We start from the raw sequence: 19,466 nt of genomic DNA on the forward strand, positions 1-19,466 counted from the left end.
GTTGAGCGATGACGCGCTTCGTAAAAGGCGCGATTTCGCGACGAAGATAGGCGCATTGCCGCAAGCGGGGCAAGCGCAGGCACGAGACTGTGCGACACCCGATGCCAGGCCGACAGGAGAGGAAACGACAGGAAAGATTCAAGGCTCGTTAAAGATGGGCTTTCATACTGCTTGCCGGCTACGCCTCGACGACGGCCTTCGACCAGAACGGACGAAACAGGAGACGGTCATGGTGGACGCAGTAGCGGCCCGGACTGCGCCTTCCCCCTATGAACTCCCGCACAGCGCGCCATCAGCAGGCGTGCCTGCTCCGGACAGGGCGAACGCTTCGCCGGTCGCCATGACGTCGGCAACGCCTGATCGAGACGAAGCCGTCATCCTCGACCTGTCGGACCAGGCTCGCACCGCCATGGCTCAAGGCAGCGCCGCTGCGCAGACACCAGGAGCCGGTATCGACGACCCCGCCGAGCCGAGCTGGGTCGAAAAGCGCTTGAAGTTGATGACCGAGTACACGGCGCTGCAGCAGGAGCTCGTCTGGCTCAGCGACCGCACGATGGCCCATGCGCTCGACGAGATGTTCCAGGGCAACGTCGCGCCGCAAGGCGAAAGCGGCGCGACGGACAAACAGGAGCAGTTCGACCGCGACATGCAGCGGCGCGAGGAGCTGATGCCGCGCTATGCCGAGCTGATACGGATGCTCGGAGCCTCGCCGGGCCAGGAAAGCACGGACGAATCGAGCTAGCGGAAGACGCGGCTCGCATAGAGCGCGATGGCGAAGCAGGTGATAGCAACGCCGAGCAGGATCCAGTTCGTTTCCGTCGGGTTTTCCAGCGCCGCGTTCGACGGGTCCTGCGGGTCGTAATGCACCTCGACCGGCGCGCCGGCCGGATAGCGATCGACGATTCCCTGCGCGAGGCTCTCCGAGCCCGAGACCTCGAGGCCGAGCTTCACCTGCCGGCTGTGCAGGCGATTGCCGCCGACCGAATAGGCGAATTCGACGACGGGAAGATAGGCCCTGCGCGTCTTGCCGTTCTCTGTCGAATGGCGCTGCTCGACGACGCTGGAGACGATCTCGCCTTGGGTGACCGGCCAGGCATTGGCGCGCGCCAGATAGCGCCGGTGCCCGACGAAGAACAGCAGCGCCATCAGGCCGAACAGCGCGGCGAACAGCATCACCGGAACATCCGCATCCGGCATTCGTGCCTTGAGAGTCTCGGCGCCCTGCGTCAGCGCCCAGTAGAACCCACCGCCGAGCAGAGCCAGGACGAGCAGCAGGAGGCCGCAGCCCTTGACCGCCCCCTTCGGCGCCTCGCGCTCCAGCACGCACTCGCCGGGATCGGCCGGGTCGTAGAAGACGGTCACCATCTTGCCGACCGGATAGCGTGCCAGCGCTTCCTCGGCATATTTGCCGCTGATATCGCCGAGGCTGACGCGCGTGCCGCGATAATCCTGCCCGCCGACCCTGAAGCTGTAGGCGACGTCGGGGATGTTCACGACCGTGCCGATCTCGTTGCCCGCGGGTGGACGCCGCACCGCCATCCGCGACAGGGTGATGCGCCCCTGCGCCTGCACCCAGCCCTTGGCCCGCCGCACCTTGAGCATCGCGTTGATGATCATCGCGGCGACCATCACCACCATCGGCAGCGCGATCAGCGCGATATTGCCCAGCGTCGTCCCGGCGAAGGGCAGCCGCTCTACCCAGCTCTCCGGCAGCACCTCCGCGATCACGAAGATCAGCGCGATCGAGGCGACCACCGCCACCACCGCCCAGACCGGCGGCTCGCCTCTGGCCTCGGCCGCCTTGGCGGGCGAGGCCTTGCGCTGCCAGGCCAGCTTGCCGCGCCAGCTTAGATCGCCGCCCAGATAGGCGAGGAGAATCCGCTTCAGCGTCGCGGCATCGACCGTCTCGGCTGCGTCGAACCGCGCCTTGCCGGAATGGTAGGCCAGCCGGAACCGACCTTTCCCCTCCAACTCCGCTTCGACATAGCCGTCATCGTCGGAGAGGTTGATGAACCAGTCCGGGTCGTCGCCGCGCTGGTCGATGGCGCCGACGATATCCTCGGGCGTCGGATCGGCCGTGATGCGATCGTGAACATCGAGTTCCATGACCGCCCCCGATGATGGAAGGGCGAGGATGGCGCTCATTCACATCGGGAATCAAGCGAAGCTTACGTTACGTCGTGGCCACCGCGCCCTTCTCGGAAAGGCTAAGACATCGCCCCGTCGAGAAACGAAGCGATGCCCTGTCGTCGCCGGTCGACGATCAGCCTGGTCACATCGGGGCGTGCGTAATGGCCGGCCTGGTCGAAGTTCTGCCGCTCGCGCCGGACTTCGCGCAGATCCAGCTGCGCGACCAGGAGCTCTTCGCATCCGGTGACCGGCTCCGCCACCCACTCGCCGTTCGGTCCGGCGATGCAGGAACCGCCATTCGCCAGCATGTCGGGGCAACTGGCGAGCATCGCTGCCGCCGGATGATCGACCGGAACGTCCGATCGGCGCAGCAGCCCGGAGACGGCGAGGACATAGCTGCGCCCCTCCCGCGCCAGGAAACGGGTGGTGCCTTCGGTGTTGCGCAGGTTTCCCGGCCAGAGTGCGACATGCAGGTTCTCACCCTGCGCATAAAGCGCCGTCCGCGACAGCGGCATCCAGTTCTCGAAGCAGTTCAGTCCGCCGACCGTGAAGGGGCCGACACGGTGGACCTGCAGACCATGCCCGTCTCCCGGCGCCCAACTCAGCCGCTCCTCATAAGTCGGCATCAGCTTCCGGTGGACCGAGGCGGTCGCCCCATCGGCGCCGATATGAACCCGCGAGCAGTAGATGCTGTGTCCGCCGCGATCGACCGGCCGCTCGATGATGCCGAGCATAACCGCAATGCCTGCCTTCATCGCGGCGGCGCAGACGGCGTCGAGATGGCCGGCTTCGATCTGCACGGCCTGCTCGAGATAGAGCGCGTGAAGCTCCTTCTGCAACGGCGATTCGAACCTCGCTCCGTCGGTATGCTCGATCCAGAAGGGATAGCCGGGCACGAGCGCCTCACCGAAGACGACGAAGCCACAGCCGGCCTGTGCGGCGCGCTCGATCCAGGCAACGACCTTGTCCAGCGTCCGAGCCCGGTCGAGCCAGACGGGTGCAATCTGGGCAAGGCCCACGGTCAGCAAACCGGCTTCGGTATCAGTCATGTTCGGGACAACCCTGGCTTGAGCAGCATCCGCCCCCGGGTTAGGCATGCGCTCGCCATCAGTCCAATTAATCAACCGAATAGAGATCGATCATGTTTCCTAATGTCAGCCTGGTTCAATTGCGCTGCTTCGCCGGCGTGGTGGAGCATGGCGGCTTTACGGCAGCGGCGGACCGGCTCTGCCTCTCGCAATCCGCCGTCAGCCAGGCGGTTGCCGGTCTGGAGCGGGCACTCGGCGCGAGGCTGTTGCTGCGCGGCCGCGACAGCCTGGCGCTGACGGTCGCCGGCGAAAAGGCCCTCGCCGAGGCGCGGGCGGCGCTCGCCGCCGTGTCACGGCTGGCGAACTGTGCCGGCGAGGCCGAGGCCTTGCATGGCGCCGTGCGGATCGGTGTCGTCCAGAGCGCCGCGATCAGGCTGCTTCCCGCCTGGCTGCGTCGCCTGCGCGCCGAGCATCCGCGCGTCACCGTGACACTTTACGAGGGAACCGATCCCGAGGTGACCGGCTGGGTCCAGGCCGGCATCGTCGAGATCGGCATCACCAGCCGGACCCACCCTGAACTCACGGCTCGGCCGATCTACTCGGACGACTATCTTGCCGTCCTGCCAGTGAACCACCCGCTGGCGTCGCGCAGCACCATATCGCTGAAGGCGCTCGACGGGCAGCGCATGCTGCTCTCCGGCGGCGGCTGCGAGACGCTGATCCAGGAATTGCTGGCGGCGGCGGCGAGCCATCCGGACATCGTCTGCCTGGTCCGCGACAACGCCACCTTGCTCGGCATGGTGCGCGAGGGTCTCGGACTGACCATCATGCCCGAGCTTGCCATCGACGATGCGGACGGGATCGCAACCCTGCGCCTCGAACCCGCGCTGCGCCGCACGCTGCATGCCGTGACCCTGCCGACGGAGGCCCTCGCCCCGGCCGCGCTCGCCTTGCTGCGATTGATCGAGGCCGGCCACCCAGCCCCGACCCGGCGCCCGCCCGCGGTGCCGGCATAGCAGGCCCGCAGCTCGCGATCAGGTCGTCGTCGTCGAGCTCTGCCCCGGCCGCCAGACGAGAAGCCGGTTCTCGACCAGCGTGACGATCGAATCGATCAGGATCACGAAGATCGCCAGGATCAGCATGCCCGAGAACACGCCGGTAACGTCGAAGACGCTCTCGGCCTCGTGGATCTTGTAGCCGAGCCCGGCCGAGGACCCCAGATATTCGCCGACCACGGCGCCGACCAGCGCAAAGCCGACCGAGGTGTGCAAGGACGAGAACATCCAGGTCAGTGCTGACGGCCAGTAGACATGGCGAAAAAGCTGACGCTCGTTCATGCCGAGCATGCGGGCATTGGCCAGCACCGTCGGCGAGACCTCGCGCACGCCCTGGTAGACGTTGAAGAAGACGATGAAGAACACCAGCGTGAAGCCGAGCGCGACCTTCGACCAGATGCCGAGGCCGAACCAGAGCGCGAAGATCGGCGCCAGCACGACGCGCGGCAGGGCGTTCGCCGCCTTGATGTAGGGGTCGAACACCGCCGCCAGCAGCGCATTGCGAGCAAAGGCGAAGCCGAAGAAGATACCGGCGGCCGAGCCGATCACGAAGGCGAGCACCGTCTCGGTCAGGGTGATGCCGAGATGGTAGTAGATGTCGGCCCCCGTCAGTTGCTTCCACGTCCGCGCCAGCACGTCGCCCGGCGTCGAGAAGAAGAACTGCGTCGTCTTGATGTCGCCGAACAGGCTGGTGGTGGTGACGACGTGCCAGATGCCTAAGAAGACGACCATGACGAGGATCTGGAGGGAAAGGAGCTTGATGCGGTTCATGGCGCGGTTCCTTCGGCACCGCCCCCGTCATTCCGGGGCACGCCGAAGGCGTGAGCCCGGAACCCATAACCGCTGTCGTCAACGGAGATGGCGCTGCACTGGCGGCGTCTGACCTGGAAACACCTGAGGTTATGGATTCCGGGCTCTTCGCTTTGCGAAGCCCCGGAATGACGAGAGAGGTTCATGACGCGGCTCCCTCGACCAGTTCCCTGCCCTCGCCCATCGCATAGGCCTTCTGCACCTCGACGCGCAGCGAAGCCCAGATGTCGCGATGGATCTCGTGGAAGGCCTTCTCCAGCCTGATCTCGGCGATGTCGCGCGGGCGTGCCAGCGGCACCTTGTAATCGGCGACGATGCCGGCAGCCGGCCCCGCCGTCATCACCACCACCCGGTCGGAGAGCGCGATCGCCTCTTCGAGGTCGTGCGTCACGAAGATCAGCGCCTTGCGGTCCCTGCTCCAGAGATCGAGCAGGAGGTTGCCCATGATCTGGCGGGTCTGCGCGTCGAGCGGCCCGAAGGGCTCGTCCATCAGCAGGATCTCGGGGTCGCGGATCAGCATCTGGGCGAGGGCGACGCGCTTGCGCTGGCCGCCGGAGAGCATGTGCGGATAGCGCTCGACGAAGGCGCGCAGGCCGACGCGACCGAGCCAGTCGCGCGCCCGCTTGTCGGCTTCGGCATCGGAGACGCCCATCGGCTCAAGCGCGACCTTGACGTTGTCGAGCGCCGTCTTCCACGGCATCAGCGCGTCCTGCTGGAAGAGGTAGCCGGCACGGCGGTTGAGGCCGGACAGCGGCTGGCCGAAGATCGAAACCTTGCCGGCCGACGGCGTCAGCAGCCCGGCGGCGGCGTTGAGCAGGGTCGACTTGCCGCAGCCGGTCGGCCCGACCACCGAGACGAACTCGCCGGGCGCGACCGCAAGGTCGATGCCCTTCACCGCCTGGTAGCGGCTTCCGCCCTTGAGATGGAAGGTGATGTCGATGCCAGCGAGCCTGACCGCCGGCTGCTCTTCTGCCGCGCCCGTGTCGCCGGGCGGGCTGACCTTGGACTCCATGGATATCCCGTCCCCTGCCGTCGACGCCGTCCCGGCGCGCACGGCTTATTTCCGTTCGTCGCGAACACTAGGCAATCAATCCGCGAAGGCAACCCGCCCGCGGCATCAGGTCTCGCAGCCCGCTTGCCGGGTAGCGAAAAAGCGATGCTTCTGCTCTATCGCTCCCAATATCGTTCATCGCCCTCAGGGAGAATCGCCGGCCCATGCCCCCGTTCGAGCAATGGATGCACGAGCTTGTCGCGTTCATGCGCGTCAATCAGTACTGGGCGGCGCCGATCGTCTTCCTCATCGCCTTCGCCGAATGCGTCGCCATCCTGTCCTGGCTGGTGCCGGCGACGGTGTTCTTCACCGCCTTCGGTGCGATCGCCGGTGCTTCCGGCCTCAATCTCGTGCCGCTCTCGCTCGCGGCGGCGCTCGGCGCGGCCTCGGGCTTCTGGATCTCCTACTGGGTCGGCCTCGTCCTCGGCCCGCGCGTCGGCGACCACTGGCCGTTGCGCAACAATCCGGCCCTGCTCCAGCGCGGCCATGACTTCTTCGAGAAATGGGGCGTGCTCGGCATCGCCATCGGCCATTTCTTCGGGCCGATCCGGGCGGTGGTCGCGCTCGTCGCCGGCATCGTCAAGATGCCGTTCTGGCCGTTCCAGCTGGCGAACTTCGCCGCGTCCTTCGCCTGGGGGTTCGGCCTGATCTACGGCGCCGGGCGCTTCTCCGAATACATGATGCAGTTCACCGGAAAATAGGCGCTGCATCGAACCGAAAAGTGGATCCCACTTTTCGGAGAGATCCGATGCGACAACAAATAGATCGATCGCCATTATCGCGTCCGCTCGGACGCGCAGCGATCTCGCCAATCGCGGCGAAAACCCGGCGGAAAGCACAACGCCAGCTGAACGCTCACCTCAGATCGCGTTCAGCCGCGCCGGCCGAAAGTCCAGCCATCGCGCTTGGACCGGATCCTCCGGTTCGTAACCGGCGCGGCAGCGCGGACGGCCCGGCATCCGCGCAGCTCAGCTTCCCCGGGCAGGGCTTACAGGAGTCCACGCCATGACGATGTCTCGTTTCGCTATCGGCCTCGCCGCGCTCGCTCTCGCCGCCGGCCCGGCCCTCGCACAGACCGCGACCCAGCCCACCACCCCGGCCAAGCCGGCTGCGCCCGTGACGACGCCCGCCGCACCGGCTGCCCCCGCTGCGAAGCCGGCCGCGCCGGCAGCGACCCAGGCCCAGGCCAAGAAGGTCAACATCAACACAGCCAGCGCCGCCGAGCTCGAGCAACTCAAGGGCATCGGCGAGGCCCGCTCCAAGAAGATCATCGAGGAGCGCGGCAAGGCCAAGTTCAAGAACTTCGACGATCTGGTGAAACGCAGCGTCCTGCCCTCCAATGTCGAGGCGGACATCAAGGATCACGTCACCTTCTGATCCCGACTGGAACAGACGAGCCGGCCGCTTTCGCGGCCGGCTCTTTCGTTTTGCGGCGAGCTAGTGCCCGCTCGCCTGCGCCTGCGAGGCATCCGCTTCCCGCAGCGCCTGGGCGCAGTCGTCGCAGCAGACCTCGACGGTATTGCCGCCGACCGTGACCTTGATCGGGGTCTCGTCGAGCTCGCAATCGCAGGCTGCGCAGGTTCCACTCATGGCCTTCCTCCTTCTCGGGGGCCGCTCATTCGGCCGCCCTGAGAAAAACCACCCGGGCGCCTCCGGCGCTGTCGGATTCTTTAGCGATCCGTTCCGGCCGAACCGGTGCTCCTGCGCTCAGGCCGCGCAGGACCTCGTCGACGCTTTCCCCGCCCGCAAGGCCGCGCCGCTCTTCGGCGCGCAGCGAGATGATCGCCGTCGGGTCCCCGAAGAATGGGGCGGCCGTAGCATCGCGCAGATCGCTGTCGCGCAGTCCGAGATCGCGCAGGTCGCGCTCGGTCATGTCGCAGAGAGTGCGATAGTCGCGGCGCGACTGCAGCCAGTGGTCGAGCGCGCCGAAAAGCCGGCCAAGCACGTCGAACATTACGAGCACAGGCTTGGCCGATCCGATGATGAAGCTGATCATGACCTGTCTCCGTCTTTGTGAGACGGAAGAGGACACCCTCTGGCTGTCAGCCGCTGTCAGAATCTTTCGCGTTCAGTGACAGCTTCTGTCAGCGGAGATTGAGCGAGCGCTGGAACTCCCCCGGCGTGCGGCCATAGGCCTGCCGGAAGGCGGCGCTGAAATGGCTGTGGCTGGAGAAACCGAGCTCGAGCCCAAGCTGGGTCAGGTCGTCATAATCGCCGAGCAGGTCGAGCGCGCGCGCCAGCCGCAGGCGCAATTGATAGCGGTAGAGCGGCACCGCCTCGACCTGGGCGAAGACCTGGGTGAGATAGACCGGCGAGACCCCGACCTCACCTGCGATCTCGGCCAATGTCCAGCGCCTGGCGAGATCGGAGGCCATCACGAGCTTGGCTCGGTCGACCAGCTTGCGCCGGCCGGGCGAGGCGCCGGCGGCATGCGAGGTTCGTTCGCCCAATGCCCGCCGCACCAGGGTCAGCGCCAAAGTTTCCGCCTCCAGCGGCTCGGCAACGCCCCGCTGCAGGCTGTGCCGCAGCAGGGCAACGAGCGCCTGCGCGCGCGGATCGATCCGGCGGCGCTGCATCAGGAAGGCGCTCGTGCCCCTGTGCAGCAGCTCGGCGGGCGCGAGTTCCTGCAGGACGTCTTCGCCCAGGCGCAGGTCGAGACAAGCATCGCCACCCGCAACCGGGTGGCTGACCTGGTAGCCCTCATGCGGATTGAAGAACAGGACCTGGTTGCTCTCGGCAACCGCATCGTCGCGCCCGACATGGCGCACGAAGATGCCGCGATAGGGGAAGACGAGATGGGTCGCGTGCGCGCATTCCTCTTCGCTGCGATGCCGGCACTCGCCGGAGCAGACGACATCGCGCACCAGCACGATCTCGCTATCGAGCAGCTTGCTTACCGAGAATTGCGACATGCCTGCCTCTCGCGGCGCGCTCAAAGAGAGAGCCGGCACGGCGATCAGGCCGCTTGGGCGTGAGCCGGCCGGCTCTTGCGCCGTGGCGAACTATAGCACGCCGAAGACGATCATTGTCAGCAGGGCGAACGAGGCGCCCAGCGCCAGATGCGCGAACTTGAACTGAAAACCCTGGGACGCCGGCATCGATCGGATCGGTGTCATCATCGCCTCCATCTGTTCAGCTTCGGTTTGCTTTGTAGGGAACCGTCTTTCGTCACGGAAATGTCAGGTCGCGGCCGGCTCAATAAGCCCACATCCCGGCGACGCCCCAGCCGAGCAGCGCGAGCGCAAGCCCTGCAACGAGGACCACAAGCACGGGCCGGTCGAGGAAGCCCTGCCGCGCCTCCACCGGCGTCTCGACCGCCGGGTCGGCGTCGGAGTGGACATCCGCCCGCATCGGCAGGATCGGCTCGCCACCCTTTTCCGGAATGCGCGCCTCGCGCACCTTGACGTCGTCTTGCATGGCGGCCTCCCCTTGGTTCTGGGCCATCAGCCCCCGACGGTGCGCAGCAGCAGGCTCGCCAGCAGCGTGACGGCAAGAAAGCCACCCAGCAGCAGGACGGGGAGCTGATCGTCCCAGGACGCAGGCTTGGCGACATCGGCCAACCCGTGACGGGCCTGGCGCTGATGCAGCCGCTCGATCGCCCTGTGTCTCAGCTCGTCCTGATGGGTCATCGCACGCTCCTGCAGCTATCAACTGGAGCATCAACGCCCACCGCGGGGCGCGGTTCCCGTGACTGGCTTCTGCAACGCGAAACGGGCGCCCTGCCGGGCGCCCGTTCCCTTGATTTTCAAGCTCTTGCGAGCGTTTCCGGTATCAGCTTCGCAGGGCGTTGAATCTGCGTGCGAAGCCCGGCACCAGCCTCAGTTCTTGGTCTTGTCGACCAGGGCCTTGGCCTTGATCCAGGGCATCATGTCGCGCAGCTTGGCGCCGACTTCCTCGATCGGATGAGCGGCGTAGCGGGCACGGGTCGCCTTGAACGAGGTCTGGTTGACCTTGTTCTCCAGCATCCAGTCGCGGGTGAACTTGCCCGACTGGATGTCGCTGAGCACGCGCTTCATCTCGGCCTTGGTCTCGGCGGTGATGATCCGCGGGCCGGTGACGTACTCGCCATACTCGGCGGTGTTCGAGATCGAGTAGTTCATGTTGGCGATGCCGCCCTCATAGATGAGGTCGACGATCAGCTTCACCTCGTGGAGGCACTCGAAATAGGCCATCTCGGGAGCGTAGCCGGCCTCGGTCAGCGTCTCGTAGCCGGCCTTGATCAGCTCGACCAGGCCGCCGCAGAGCACGACCTGCTCACCGAACAGATCGGTCTCGCACTCTTCCTTGAAGGTCGTCTCGATGATGCCGGCGCGGCCGCCGCCATTGGCCGAGGCGTAGGACAGGCCGAGGTCATGGGCGTTGCCGGTCGCATCCTGATGGATCGCGATCAGGGTCGGCACGCCGCCGCCGCGCTGATACTCGGAACGGACGGTGTGGCCCGGGCCCTTCGGCGCGACCATCAGCACGTCGAGGTCCTTGCGCGGCTCGATCAGGTTGAAGTGGACGTTGAGGCCGTGCGCGAACAGGAGGGCAGCGCCCTCCTTCATGTTGGCGTGCAGCTCGTCGCGGTAGATGTCGCCCTGCAGCTCGTCGGGGGTCAGCATCATCATGATGTCGGAGACCTTGGCGGCCTCGGACGGGGTCATGACCTTGAAGCCGGCCTCTTCGGCCTTCTTGCGGGTGGCCGAGCCGGCCTTCAGGGCGATGATGATCTCCTTGACGCCGGAATCGCGCAGGTTGAGCGCGTGCGCATGGCCCTGTGAGCCGTAGCCGACGATGCAGACCTTCTTGCCCTTGATCAGATTGATGTCGGCGTCGCGATCGTAATAAACGCGCATTGGATGCGTCCTTCCTTGGGTTGATCTCTTGGCTTCAGGCTTTCGGTACGGCACCCTGCCGTCCGTGAAGGGCGAGGAACTGGTCGGTAGCCCGGGCCGCGTCGCGCTGGATCTCGGCCTTGCCGGAGACGAGCGCATCGCCCAGCAGCAGCCTGATCTGCACATCGCGGCCGACCAGGCCGAAGAAGGTGCGGAACGCCGTCTCGGCGTCATCGAAATCGAGCAGTCCCGCGGCGCGACCAGCCTCGAGGACCGGCTTCAATCGCTCGCCGATGGCGAAACGTCCATTCGCCAGCACGATGCCGCCGAGATTGCTCTTGCCCGAGGCTGCATGGCCGATGGCAGCGCGATTGAGCGCGATCGAGGTCTGGCTCGTGATCACGGTGAGCCAGTTCTCGGCGAAATCCCGCAGGCTCTTGCGCAGCGTCGCCGCATCGAGCGCCTGGCGGTCGTAATTGTCAGCCCGGACCTTGGACGCCTGCCACTGGACCGTCGCGGTCAAAAGGCCGTCGCGATCACCGAACCATTTATACAGCGTCTCCTTCGAGCAGCTCGCCCGCCGGGCGACGGCCGTCATCGTAAGCTGATCGCCCTGCTCCACCATCAGTGCCAGCACGGCGTCGAGCACGGCCTGCTGCCGCTCGCTCAGCGCTTCGCCTTGGCTATGGGTTGCGGTGTCGCTCATCGATCCGGAGAGTACCGTACGTTACGGTTCTGGCATCTACCGCACGGCCTGCCGGGGCGCAAGAGCACATCGGAGAAATTTCATCGCTACTTGAGCCGCCAGGGCACCTATATCTTCTCCGCGAGAGAGCCTTGCCGGAGCCCGCCATGACACAGCCTACCCCGCCCGCAGCCGCCAAGGTCCTCGCCTTCTGGCGGCAAGCCGGCCCGGACAAATGGTTCGCCAAGGACGAAACCTTCGACGCCGAGATCGCCCGGCGCTTTCGGCCGCTGGTCGACGCCGCCGCGCGCGGCGAGCTGTCGGATTGGGAGGAAACACCGGAGGGCGTCTATGCGCTGCTGGTCCTGCTCGACCAGTTCCCGCGCAATCTCAATCGCGGTTCGGCCCACGCCTTCGCCGCCGATGCGCTGGCGCGCGAGGTCGCCGGCCGGGCGATCGCGCGCGGCTTCGACGAGGCTTTCGAGAATCCGGAGAAGCGTTTCCTCTACATGCCGTTCATGCACTCGGAGGATCTTGCCGACCAGGAGCGCTGCGTCGCGCTGAGCGAAGCCTCGGGCGATGACGACTCGACCAAATGGGCGATCGTCCATCGCGACATCATCCGCGATTTCGGCCGCTTCCCGCACCGTAACGCCGTCCTCGGCCGAGAGAGCTCGACCGAGGAGCAGCGCTTCCTCGATGATGGCGGCTTCGGCGGCTGATCAGCCGCCGGTTACCTCGCGATGCGCCTTGGCGAGCTCCGCCATGCTCTTGAAATGGAAATCGACCTTCGGCTGGCTCGCAGGGATCTGCGTCGCACCACTGCCGGCCATGCCGAAGCGCCGGTCGATCCAGGCGCGCGCCAGCCCGACGCGTTCCGCCGGGACATGGTCGTGGAACAGGCTCTGCGCGGTGTGCAGGACGTCACCGGCTTTCAGGCCGAGATCGGCCTCCAGATGCGCCAGCAGATAGGCGAAGTTGCGCGGGTCGGGCTTGTAGGAGCCGATGTCCTCGGCGGTGTAGATCGCGTCGAAGGTGACGCCGAGCTTTCGGTTGCTGGCGGCGAAGCTCGTGCGGTCGACATTGGAGAGGATGACGAGCTTGTAGTGCCGCTTGAGATAGGCGAGCGCCTCGGCCGAATCCGGGAAGGCCGGCCAGTCCGGCACCGAGCCGCCGAAGCGCTCGTTGAGGTCGGCATGGATGTTGACGCCGAGATCCCTGGCGAGGCGGGCATGGACGGCAGCGAGCAGGGTCGAATAGCGCAGCGACGGCCCCGCCTCCTCCACTTCGCTCTCCAGCTTGCCGAAGCGCGCCAGCGCCTCCTCGCGGTCGAGCTTGAGCTGGCCGGCGCTGATCAGCGGCTGCAGCGCGTTCCAGATCCCGGTCTCCCAATCGATCAGCGTGCCGTAGCAGTCGAAGGTCAGAACTTTGAAATCGGTGAGTTTCATCGCTGGTGGTCCTCATGGATGCGGAGTCGCATGGACCTTAGCGACCACCCGCATCGCTGTGATGAGGCGAACCTCCGAACGACTTGACCGAAGCTGCGCTTATCGGCTCCGGCCCGCGGCGCGGAATTCGGACGGCGTCAGGCCGAAGCGCCGCTTGAACTGCCGGTTGAAGGACGAGGCGTTCTGATAGCCGAGGGAATAGGCGATCTCCGAGATCGGCTGTCCCGTCATGACCAGTCGCTCGGCGGCCTCGTCGAACAGCCGGGTCAACTGCGATTGCTTCGGCGACTGACCTGTCGTCGCCCGGAACAAGGCATGGAACCGGCTCTGGCCGAGGCCGGCCGTCCGCGCCATCTCCGCGACGCTCACTGCTCCCCCATCGCGGGCGACGTCGATTACGCGGCCTTCCGCGCGCGACAACGGTCGTGGCGTGTCGGTCGGCCGGATCAGTTGCAGCCCGGCCATTGCCATGCGGGCAGCGTCACTGGCGCGGCAGGCCCCGGCTTCGACCTCGGCGCCGAGCTGGCGGAACATCCGCCACAGCCAGGGCTCGACCCGCGTCAGCGACGGAACGAGATCGCGCAGCAGCGCCGGCTCGGCCTCGCCGGCGAAGGCTCCCGCCTCGACATCGAGGATGAGCATGCTGCAATCGGCGGTCGGCACGAAATCATGCTCGTGCTCGCGCGGAATGATGGCGACGCAGTTGCTCGACACGACGCTGCGATGCCCTTCGACATCGAGCCGCATCGCGCCCTGCATCGGCAGCAGGATCTGGCTGTAGTCGTGGCGGTGGCGGTCGCCGCCGCGATAGCTGCGGAGTTCGAGTTGGATCGACATCACCTGCTCACGCGCAAGAGATCATGCCGCCCATTTGCCGCCGATTGAAGCGGGCGATCAAGAGCCTCAGCCGCCCGCCGCCTGCTGCGCCGCGATCCGCTGCAGAAAGATCGCCGCCACCGTCAGCACGAAGCCGGCCCACCACAGCGGCGAACGCAGGCTCTTGCCCGAGCCCAGCGGCTCGGCTTCGGCCTTGCCGGTCAGGCGCTGATAGATCGGCCAGGCGAAACAGGCAAAGCCGATGGCGCCGAGCCCGAGCGAGATTTCATTGAGTCCGATCGTCACCGCTCCGCCCCCTCCCCGGCGAGGGCCGGACCATCGCTTTCAGCAGCAATCGCGGGCTCCTTCAACCCCAGCCTTCGCAAGGGATCGCCGATCAGTCCCGAGACCAGCAGCGCCAGCATCTGGTCGATGCCGGGCAGCCGCGCCAGCGGCGGAACCACCCGGTCGCGGATCAATGGCAGCACGGCGCTGTCGGACTGGTAGAACGGCGTGAACATCCGGCTCGCCGCCTGGTAGAGCCGGACATGCCAGCGCCGAAGCTGCGCATAGCGAAGCAGCGCGGCGTCGAGATCGGCGGCATCGCTCAGCGCCACGGCGAGCGCATAGGCGTCGAGCAGGGCCATGTTCGCCCCCTGTCCGAGCTGAGGGCTAGTCGAATGGGCGGCATCGCCGATGAAGGCGATCTGCCGGCCGTAGGGTCGCGGCAGCGTCCGGTGGCGATAATTCGCGAAGGTCAGCTGCTCCGGCGCGACGATATGGTCGAGCAGCGGCGCGGTCGCGGGCCAGACGCGCTCGACCTCGGCTTTCCAGGCCGCCAGCCCGGCGCTGCGCCAGGCGTCGAGCGCATCCGCTTTCAGGCTCCAGAACAGCGCCGCCTGCGGCTCCGGCTCGCTGCCATGGCGTCCGATAGGCAGCACGCCGACCATCACGCTGGCGCGGCGATAGCGCTGTTCGAGCGCGCGGCGGTCGAAGTCCGTCCCTCCGAGCGGGACATTGGCCCAGAGCGCGCCATAGCTCAGCGGCGTGCGAGTCACCGGGCGGGCGGCATGGCCGAGCAGGGCTGAGCGCGTGCCGGAGGCATCGACAACAAGATCGAACGGGCCGATGCGGCGGCCGCTTGCCGCAACCAGCAAAACCCTGCCGTCAGCAGCGGCATCGATGTCGGCGACCTCGACCCCGGTCTCGATCGCGACCTGCCGCTTCTGCACGGCCGTGAACAGCGTCTCGAACAGCGCCGCACGATGGATGCCGACGCCGAAGCGCTCGCGCTTCAGCGCGGCATAGCGCACATCGAGCACCACCGAGCCCGTGACGGCGTTCAGGCCAAACAGCCGGTCGATCCGACTGCCGGCGGCGATCAGCGGCGCGGCAAGGCCGAGCGCATCGAGGACCGCGAGCCCACTCGGCTGCAGGATCAGGCCGGAGCCGAGCGGCTGCGGCTCGTTGAAGCGTTCGATCAGCGTGACGGTGTGGCCGGCCCGTTCGAGCAGCAGTGCGGCCGCCAGCCCGGCGGTCCCGCACCCGATGATCGCGATCGTCAGGCTGCGACTCATGCCGCAACCAGTCTAGCGAGCTACATCGCCTCCGCGCCGCGGCTCATCGCCGCGATGCCGGTGCGTGAGACCTCCGTCAGTCCGACCACCGTCATCAGCTTGATGAAGCGCTCGATCTCCTCGGTCGCGCCGGTGAGCTCGAAGACGAAGGAGGTCAGCGTCGCATCGAGCGTACGCGCGCCGAAGGAGGCGGCGAGCCGCATCGCCTCGACGCGGTAATCGCCCTTGCCGACCACCTTGACCAGGCAGAGCTCGCGCTCGATCGCCTCGCCCTGCAGGGTGAGGTCGACGACGCGATGCACCGGCACCAGCCGGTCGAGATGCGCCTTGATCTGGTCGATCACATTCGCCGTGCCGGAGGTGACGACGGTGATGCGCGAGAGGTGCTTCTCGTGCTCGGTCTCCGAGACCGTGAGGCTCTCGATGTTGTAGCCGCGGCCGGAGAACAGCCCGGCGATGCGGGCGAGAACGCCGGGCTCGTTGTCGACGATCACCGCCAGCGTATGGCGGGCGATCGGCTGTGCGGTCGGGGCGCTGGGATAATGCGTCGTGTTCATGTCTGGGCTCGGCTTCGGCTGAGATTTGGGCGGAAATCGGTGAGGATCGGCTCGTCGACCTCGTCTACGGATACGATCCAGGGCTCGGCCAAAGCGGCCTCGCGCCAGGCCTTGAAGCCAGCAGTGCCCTGCACGGCCGCGACATAGGCGGCACTGACCGGATCGAGCGCAATCGAATAGGTGGTGAAGCGGGTGGCCACCGGCGCGAACATCGCATCGGCCGCGCTGAACTCGCCGAACAGGAACGGCCCACCCGCTCCGAAGCGCTGGCGCGCGTCGCGCCAGATCTCGGTGACACGGGCGATATCGGCCGCGACCGCCTCGCCGCGATCGCGCACCGGATGCACCCAGGCGAGGTTCATCGGGCAGGCATTGCGCAGTGCGGTGAAGCTGGAGTGCATCTCGGCGCAGATCGAGCGCGCCAGAGCCCGCGCCGCCTTGTCGCGCGGCCAGATCGGCAGCTCCGGATGCGCCTCGGCGAGATATTCGACGATGGCGAGCGAGTCCCAGACCGCGACCGCGCCGTCGACGAGCGAGGGCACCTTGCGGGCCGGCGTGTACTCGGCAACGGCCCGCTTCCAGTCGGGATCGTCCATGGTCGGCCCGAACGGGATCAGGACTTCCTCGAAGGGAATGCCGAACTGCTTGAGGACGAGCCAGGGCCGCAGCGACCAGGAGGAATGGGTCTTGTTGGCGATGATCAGCTTCATGGCGCGCTCCATCCTGCGAAGGGAGCGCGGACGCTATCGAGACACGGAACGACGATCCCGCGCCTTTTCGTGATCTTATTCATGACCTGAGGCAATCGGCGGGTCACGCCGCCTGCTCCATCGCGAGCGTGAAGTCGAGCGCCGCCTCGACATGCAGCGCGGTGGTGTCGAAGGCCGGGATGTCGAAATCGGCCTGCGAGACCAGCAGCCCGATCTCGGTGCAGCCGAGGATGACGCCGTCGGCGCCTTCTTCCCGCACCGCCCGCGCGACGATCTCGCGATAGCGCGCCTTCGAGGCCGGCAGAACCTGCCCGCGGCAGAGCTCCTCATAGATGATGCGGTGGACATCCGTCCGCTCCGCCTCGTCCGGTACCAGCGCCTCGACGCCGAAGGCCCCGAGCCGGTCACGATAGAAGCGCTGCTCCATGGTGAAGCGCGTCGCCAGCAATAGCGGACGGCGCGCAGTCGTCTTGCGGATCGCCTTGGCGGTGACATCCGCGAGATGCAGGAAGGGCAGGTTCGTCGCCTGGGTGATGTGGTCGGCGAGCTTGTGCATGGTGTTGGTGGCCAGAACGATGCAGACAGCCCCACCCTGCTCGAGCCGGCGCGCGCTCGACGCCATCGCCGCGCCGGCCCGGTCCCAGTCGCCCTTCGCCTGCATTTCGGCGATCGGCGAAAAGTCGACCGAATGCAGCAGGACGTCGGCCGAATGCAGCCCGCCCTGGCGCGCCCGCACGCCCTCGTTCAGCAGCCGATAGTAGACCGCCGTCGATTCCCAGCTCATTCCGCCGATCAGGCCGATGGTCGCCATGTGGTCCCCCTGTGCCGAGGCCGTCATTCCCGGGCGCTGCAAAGCGCAGACCCGAGACTTTCCTGACGAAGAGGCGCCGGCCGGCGCCTCCTCCTGCTCGAGATGCCCGGGTCAAGCCCGAGCATGACGATGCCCGATCAAACCAGCTGCTTGCCCTTGGCGTCGATGATCTCGCCTGTGTCGCCCTCGAAATCGGGCAGGATCATCTCGTTATGCGCCTTGCCCGACGGGATCATCGGGAAGCAGTTCTCTTCCTTGGCCACCAGGCAGTCGAAGATCACCGGGCCGGGCGTCTCGATCATCTCCATGATGGCGCGGTCGAGATCGGCCGGATCGGAGCAGCGGATACCGTGCCCGCCATAGGCTTCCGCCAGCTTGACGAAGTCCGGCAGCGAGGCCGAATAGCTCTCCGAATAGCGCCCGCCATGCAGCAGTTCCTGCCACTGGCGAACCATGCCCATGTACTCGTTGTTGAGGATGAAGATCTTGACCGGCAGGCGGTACTGCACCGCCGTCGACATCTCCTGCATGTTCATCAGGATCGAGGCCTCGCCGGCAACGTCGATGACCAGAGCCTTGGGGTGCTTCATCTGCACGCCGATCGCCGCCGGCAGGCCGTAGCCCATAGTGCCGAGGCCGCCCGAGGTCATCCAGCGGTTCGGCTCCTGGAAATGCAGATACTGCGCCGCCCACATCTGGTGCTGGCCGACCTCGGTCGTGATGTAGGTGTCGCGATCCTTGGTCAGCGCATAGAGGCGCTCCAGCGCATATTGCGGCTTGATGATCGTGTCCGAGCGCTTGTAGCCGAGGCTGTTGCGCGCCCGCCAGCCATCGATCTGCGTCCACCAGGCGGTGAGCGCGGTCTTGTCGATCTGGGGGCTCGTCTCGCGCCAGATCCGGACCATGTCCTCGAGCACATGGGCGCAATCGCCGACGATGCCGATATCGACCTTGACCGTCTTGTTGATCGACGACGGATCGATGTCGATGTGGATCTTCTTCGAGTGCGGCGAGAAGCCGTCGATACGCCCGGTGATGCGGTCGTCGAAGCGCGCGCCGATGTTGATCATGACGTCGCAGTCATGCATCGCCAGGTTCGCCTCGTAGGTGCCGTGCATGCCGAGCATGCCGAGCCACTGCCGGTCGGCGGCCGGGAAGGCACCCAGACCCATCAGCGTCGAGGTGACCGGATAGCCAGTCAGCCGTGCCAGCTCGCGCAGCAGCGCCGAGGCGTGCGGGCCGGCATTGATAACGCCGCCGCCGGTGTAGAACACCGGCTTCTTCGCCTTGGCGATCAGCTCGACCGCGGCCTTGATCTTGTTGAGGTCGCCCTTGACCACCGGCCGGTAGGTCTTGTGCTGGTTGTCGCGCGGGCGGCTATAGGCGCCGGTCGCGAACTGGATGTCCTTGGGGATGTCGATGACGACCGGGCCCGGCCGGCCATTGGCCGCGACATAGAAGGCCTCGTGCAGGACGCGCGGCAGGTCGGCGATGCTCTTCACCAGATAGTTGTGCTTGGTGCAGGAGCGGGTGATGCCGACCGTGTCGCATTCCTGGAAGGCGTCCGAGCCGATCAGATGCGTCGGGACCTGGCCGGTGATGACGACGAGCGGGATCGAGTCGAGCAGCGCGTCGGTCAGGCCGGTGACAGCGTTGGTCGCGCCGGGGCCGGAGGTGACGAGGACGCAGCCGACCTTGCCCGGCGCCGAGCGGGCATAGCCCTCGGCGGCATGGACCGCGCCCTGCTCGTGGCGGACGAGCACGTGCTTGACCTTGTCCTGCTGGAAGATCGCATCGTAGATCGGCAGTACGGCGCCGCCGGGATAGCCGAAGAGATGCTCCACGCCCTGGTCCTGGAGGGCGCGAACGACCATCTCGGCGCCGGTCATCATCTCGCTCATAACGGTCTCCTACGGAGGTCTGTCTGTCGGTGTCGGTCGGAAAAAGGCAATAAAAAAGGCCCTCGGAGGG

24 protein-coding genes are annotated in these 19,466 nt (G+C 66.6%); 5 read left to right on the forward strand and 19 right to left on the reverse strand.

Translation table 11 applies throughout. The features are described from left to right. Position 1 precedes the first annotated feature (1 nt). Positions 2–742: a hypothetical protein gene (locus ACWIGM_RS02260; protein ID WP_454024304.1), complete on the forward strand. Its 741-nt coding sequence runs from the start codon at positions 2–4 to the stop codon at positions 740–742. On the opposite strand, the gene ACWIGM_RS02265 is transcribed toward ACWIGM_RS02260, so the two are convergent. Continuing rightward, positions 739–2,106, reverse strand: coding sequence for a DUF3592 domain-containing protein (locus ACWIGM_RS02265; RefSeq protein ID WP_454024305.1), 1,368 nt, complete (start codon positions 2,104–2,106; stop codon positions 739–741). The two genes, ACWIGM_RS02260 and ACWIGM_RS02265, sit on opposite strands and share 4 nt — an antisense overlap. 101 nt (positions 2,107–2,207) lie before the next feature. Further along, positions 2,208–3,179, reverse strand: coding sequence for a carbon-nitrogen hydrolase family protein (locus tag ACWIGM_RS02270; RefSeq protein ID WP_454024306.1), 972 nt, complete (start codon positions 3,177–3,179; stop codon positions 2,208–2,210). A gap of 92 nt (positions 3,180–3,271) precedes the next feature. Between ACWIGM_RS02270 and ACWIGM_RS02275 the strand changes: the two genes are divergently transcribed. Continuing rightward, positions 3,272–4,174, forward strand: coding sequence for a LysR family transcriptional regulator (locus tag ACWIGM_RS02275; RefSeq protein WP_454024307.1), 903 nt, complete (start codon positions 3,272–3,274; stop codon positions 4,172–4,174). An 18-nt stretch (positions 4,175–4,192) separates the two neighbouring features. On the opposite strand, the gene ACWIGM_RS02280 is transcribed toward ACWIGM_RS02275, so the two are convergent. Next, positions 4,193–4,984: an ABC transporter permease gene (locus ACWIGM_RS02280; RefSeq protein WP_454024308.1), complete on the reverse strand. Its 792-nt coding sequence runs from the start codon at positions 4,982–4,984 to the stop codon at positions 4,193–4,195. A gap of 181 nt (positions 4,985–5,165) precedes the next feature. After that, the gene (locus ACWIGM_RS02285) at positions 5,166–6,035 is read right to left on the reverse strand and encodes an ABC transporter ATP-binding protein (RefSeq protein ID WP_454024309.1); all 870 of its coding nucleotides are present in this window, start codon (positions 6,033–6,035) and stop codon (positions 5,166–5,168) included. 224 nt (positions 6,036–6,259) lie between these two features. Between ACWIGM_RS02285 and ACWIGM_RS02290 the strand changes: the two genes are divergently transcribed. Both ACWIGM_RS02290 and ACWIGM_RS02295 read left to right on the forward strand, forming a co-directional pair. Beyond that, positions 6,260–6,775, forward strand: coding sequence for a DedA family protein (locus ACWIGM_RS02290; protein ID WP_454024310.1), 516 nt, complete (start codon positions 6,260–6,262; stop codon positions 6,773–6,775). Between the two features lie 304 nt (positions 6,776–7,079). Further along, complete coding sequence (locus ACWIGM_RS02295; protein ID WP_454024311.1) at positions 7,080–7,451, forward strand: ComEA family DNA-binding protein; 372 nt, start codon at positions 7,080–7,082, stop codon at positions 7,449–7,451. Between the two features lie 60 nt (positions 7,452–7,511). Here ACWIGM_RS02295 and ACWIGM_RS02300 read toward each other — a convergent pair whose 3' ends face one another. The 7 genes from ACWIGM_RS02300 to ACWIGM_RS02330 all read right to left on the reverse strand — a co-directional run bounded on the left by ACWIGM_RS02300 (position 7,512) and on the right by ACWIGM_RS02330 (position 11,597). Next, complete coding sequence (locus tag ACWIGM_RS02300; protein ID WP_454024312.1) at positions 7,512–7,664, reverse strand: hypothetical protein; 153 nt, start codon at positions 7,662–7,664, stop codon at positions 7,512–7,514. Positions 7,665–7,689: 25 nt separating this feature from the next. After that, positions 7,690–8,070 (reverse strand): DUF1127 domain-containing protein, encoded by a 381-nt coding sequence (locus ACWIGM_RS02305; RefSeq protein WP_454024313.1) that lies wholly within the window; start codon positions 8,068–8,070, stop codon positions 7,690–7,692. 88 nt (positions 8,071–8,158) lie between these two features. Next, on the reverse strand, positions 8,159–8,986 hold the full coding sequence (locus ACWIGM_RS02310) for a helix-turn-helix transcriptional regulator (RefSeq protein ID WP_454024314.1): 828 nt from the start codon (positions 8,984–8,986) through the stop codon (positions 8,159–8,161). A 283-nt stretch (positions 8,987–9,269) separates the two neighbouring features. Then, positions 9,270–9,491, reverse strand: a complete 222-nt coding sequence (locus ACWIGM_RS02315; RefSeq protein WP_454024315.1) for a hypothetical protein — start codon at positions 9,489–9,491, stop codon at positions 9,270–9,272. A 26-nt stretch (positions 9,492–9,517) separates the two neighbouring features. Next, on the reverse strand, positions 9,518–9,703 hold the full coding sequence (locus ACWIGM_RS02320; RefSeq protein ID WP_454024316.1) for a hypothetical protein: 186 nt from the start codon (positions 9,701–9,703) through the stop codon (positions 9,518–9,520). Between the two features lie 189 nt (positions 9,704–9,892). After that, positions 9,893–10,912 carry a ketol-acid reductoisomerase gene (gene ilvC / locus ACWIGM_RS02325; protein ID WP_137879603.1) on the reverse strand — a complete coding sequence of 340 codons (1,020 nt, stop codon included), beginning with the start codon at positions 10,910–10,912 and terminating at the stop codon, positions 9,893–9,895. Positions 10,913–10,946: 34 nt separating this feature from the next. After that, entirely contained in the window at positions 10,947–11,597 is a 651-nt protein-coding gene (locus ACWIGM_RS02330) for a TetR/AcrR family transcriptional regulator C-terminal domain-containing protein (RefSeq protein ID WP_454024317.1), read from the reverse strand. A gap of 146 nt (positions 11,598–11,743) precedes the next feature. On the opposite strand from ACWIGM_RS02330, the gene ACWIGM_RS02335 reads away from it, so the two are divergent. Next, positions 11,744–12,298, forward strand: coding sequence for a DUF924 family protein (locus ACWIGM_RS02335; protein ID WP_454024318.1), 555 nt, complete (start codon positions 11,744–11,746; stop codon positions 12,296–12,298). Here the strand turns inward: ACWIGM_RS02335 and ACWIGM_RS02340 are convergent, their stop codons facing one another. The 8 genes from ACWIGM_RS02340 to ACWIGM_RS02375 all read right to left on the reverse strand — a co-directional run bounded on the left by ACWIGM_RS02340 (position 12,299) and on the right by ACWIGM_RS02375 (position 19,396). Further along, entirely contained in the window at positions 12,299–13,024 is a 726-nt protein-coding gene (locus ACWIGM_RS02340) for a haloacid dehalogenase type II (RefSeq protein ID WP_454024319.1), read from the reverse strand. Between the two features lie 99 nt (positions 13,025–13,123). Further along, the gene (locus ACWIGM_RS02345; protein ID WP_454024320.1) at positions 13,124–13,861 is read right to left on the reverse strand and encodes a helix-turn-helix domain-containing protein; all 738 of its coding nucleotides are present in this window, start codon (positions 13,859–13,861) and stop codon (positions 13,124–13,126) included. A 66-nt stretch (positions 13,862–13,927) separates the two neighbouring features. After that, a complete protein-coding gene (locus ACWIGM_RS02350; protein WP_152012948.1) occupies positions 13,928–14,146 on the reverse strand; it encodes a hypothetical protein in 219 nt (72 codons plus the stop codon). Next, positions 14,143–15,417, reverse strand: coding sequence for an FAD-dependent oxidoreductase (locus tag ACWIGM_RS02355; RefSeq protein ID WP_454024321.1), 1,275 nt, complete (start codon positions 15,415–15,417; stop codon positions 14,143–14,145). Before ACWIGM_RS02355 ends, ACWIGM_RS02350 begins: the two co-directional genes overlap by 4 nt. Before the next feature lie 20 nt (positions 15,418–15,437). Then, positions 15,438–15,974, reverse strand: coding sequence for an acetolactate synthase small subunit (gene ilvN, locus ACWIGM_RS02360; protein WP_110489027.1), 537 nt, complete (start codon positions 15,972–15,974; stop codon positions 15,438–15,440). Then, complete coding sequence (locus tag ACWIGM_RS02365; protein WP_454024322.1) at positions 15,971–16,684, reverse strand: glutathione S-transferase family protein; 714 nt, start codon at positions 16,682–16,684, stop codon at positions 15,971–15,973. The genes ilvN and ACWIGM_RS02365 overlap by 4 nt, the downstream gene beginning before the upstream one ends. Positions 16,685–16,787: 103 nt before the next feature. Continuing rightward, positions 16,788–17,495 (reverse strand): aspartate/glutamate racemase family protein, encoded by a 708-nt coding sequence (locus ACWIGM_RS02370; RefSeq protein ID WP_152012951.1) that lies wholly within the window; start codon positions 17,493–17,495, stop codon positions 16,788–16,790. A 137-nt stretch (positions 17,496–17,632) separates the two neighbouring features. After that, a complete protein-coding gene (locus ACWIGM_RS02375; RefSeq protein WP_454024323.1) occupies positions 17,633–19,396 on the reverse strand; it encodes an acetolactate synthase 3 large subunit in 1,764 nt (587 codons plus the stop codon). Positions 19,397–19,466: the final 70 nt, after the last annotated feature.

The organism is Allobosea sp. NPDC055332, assembly GCF_053645455.1.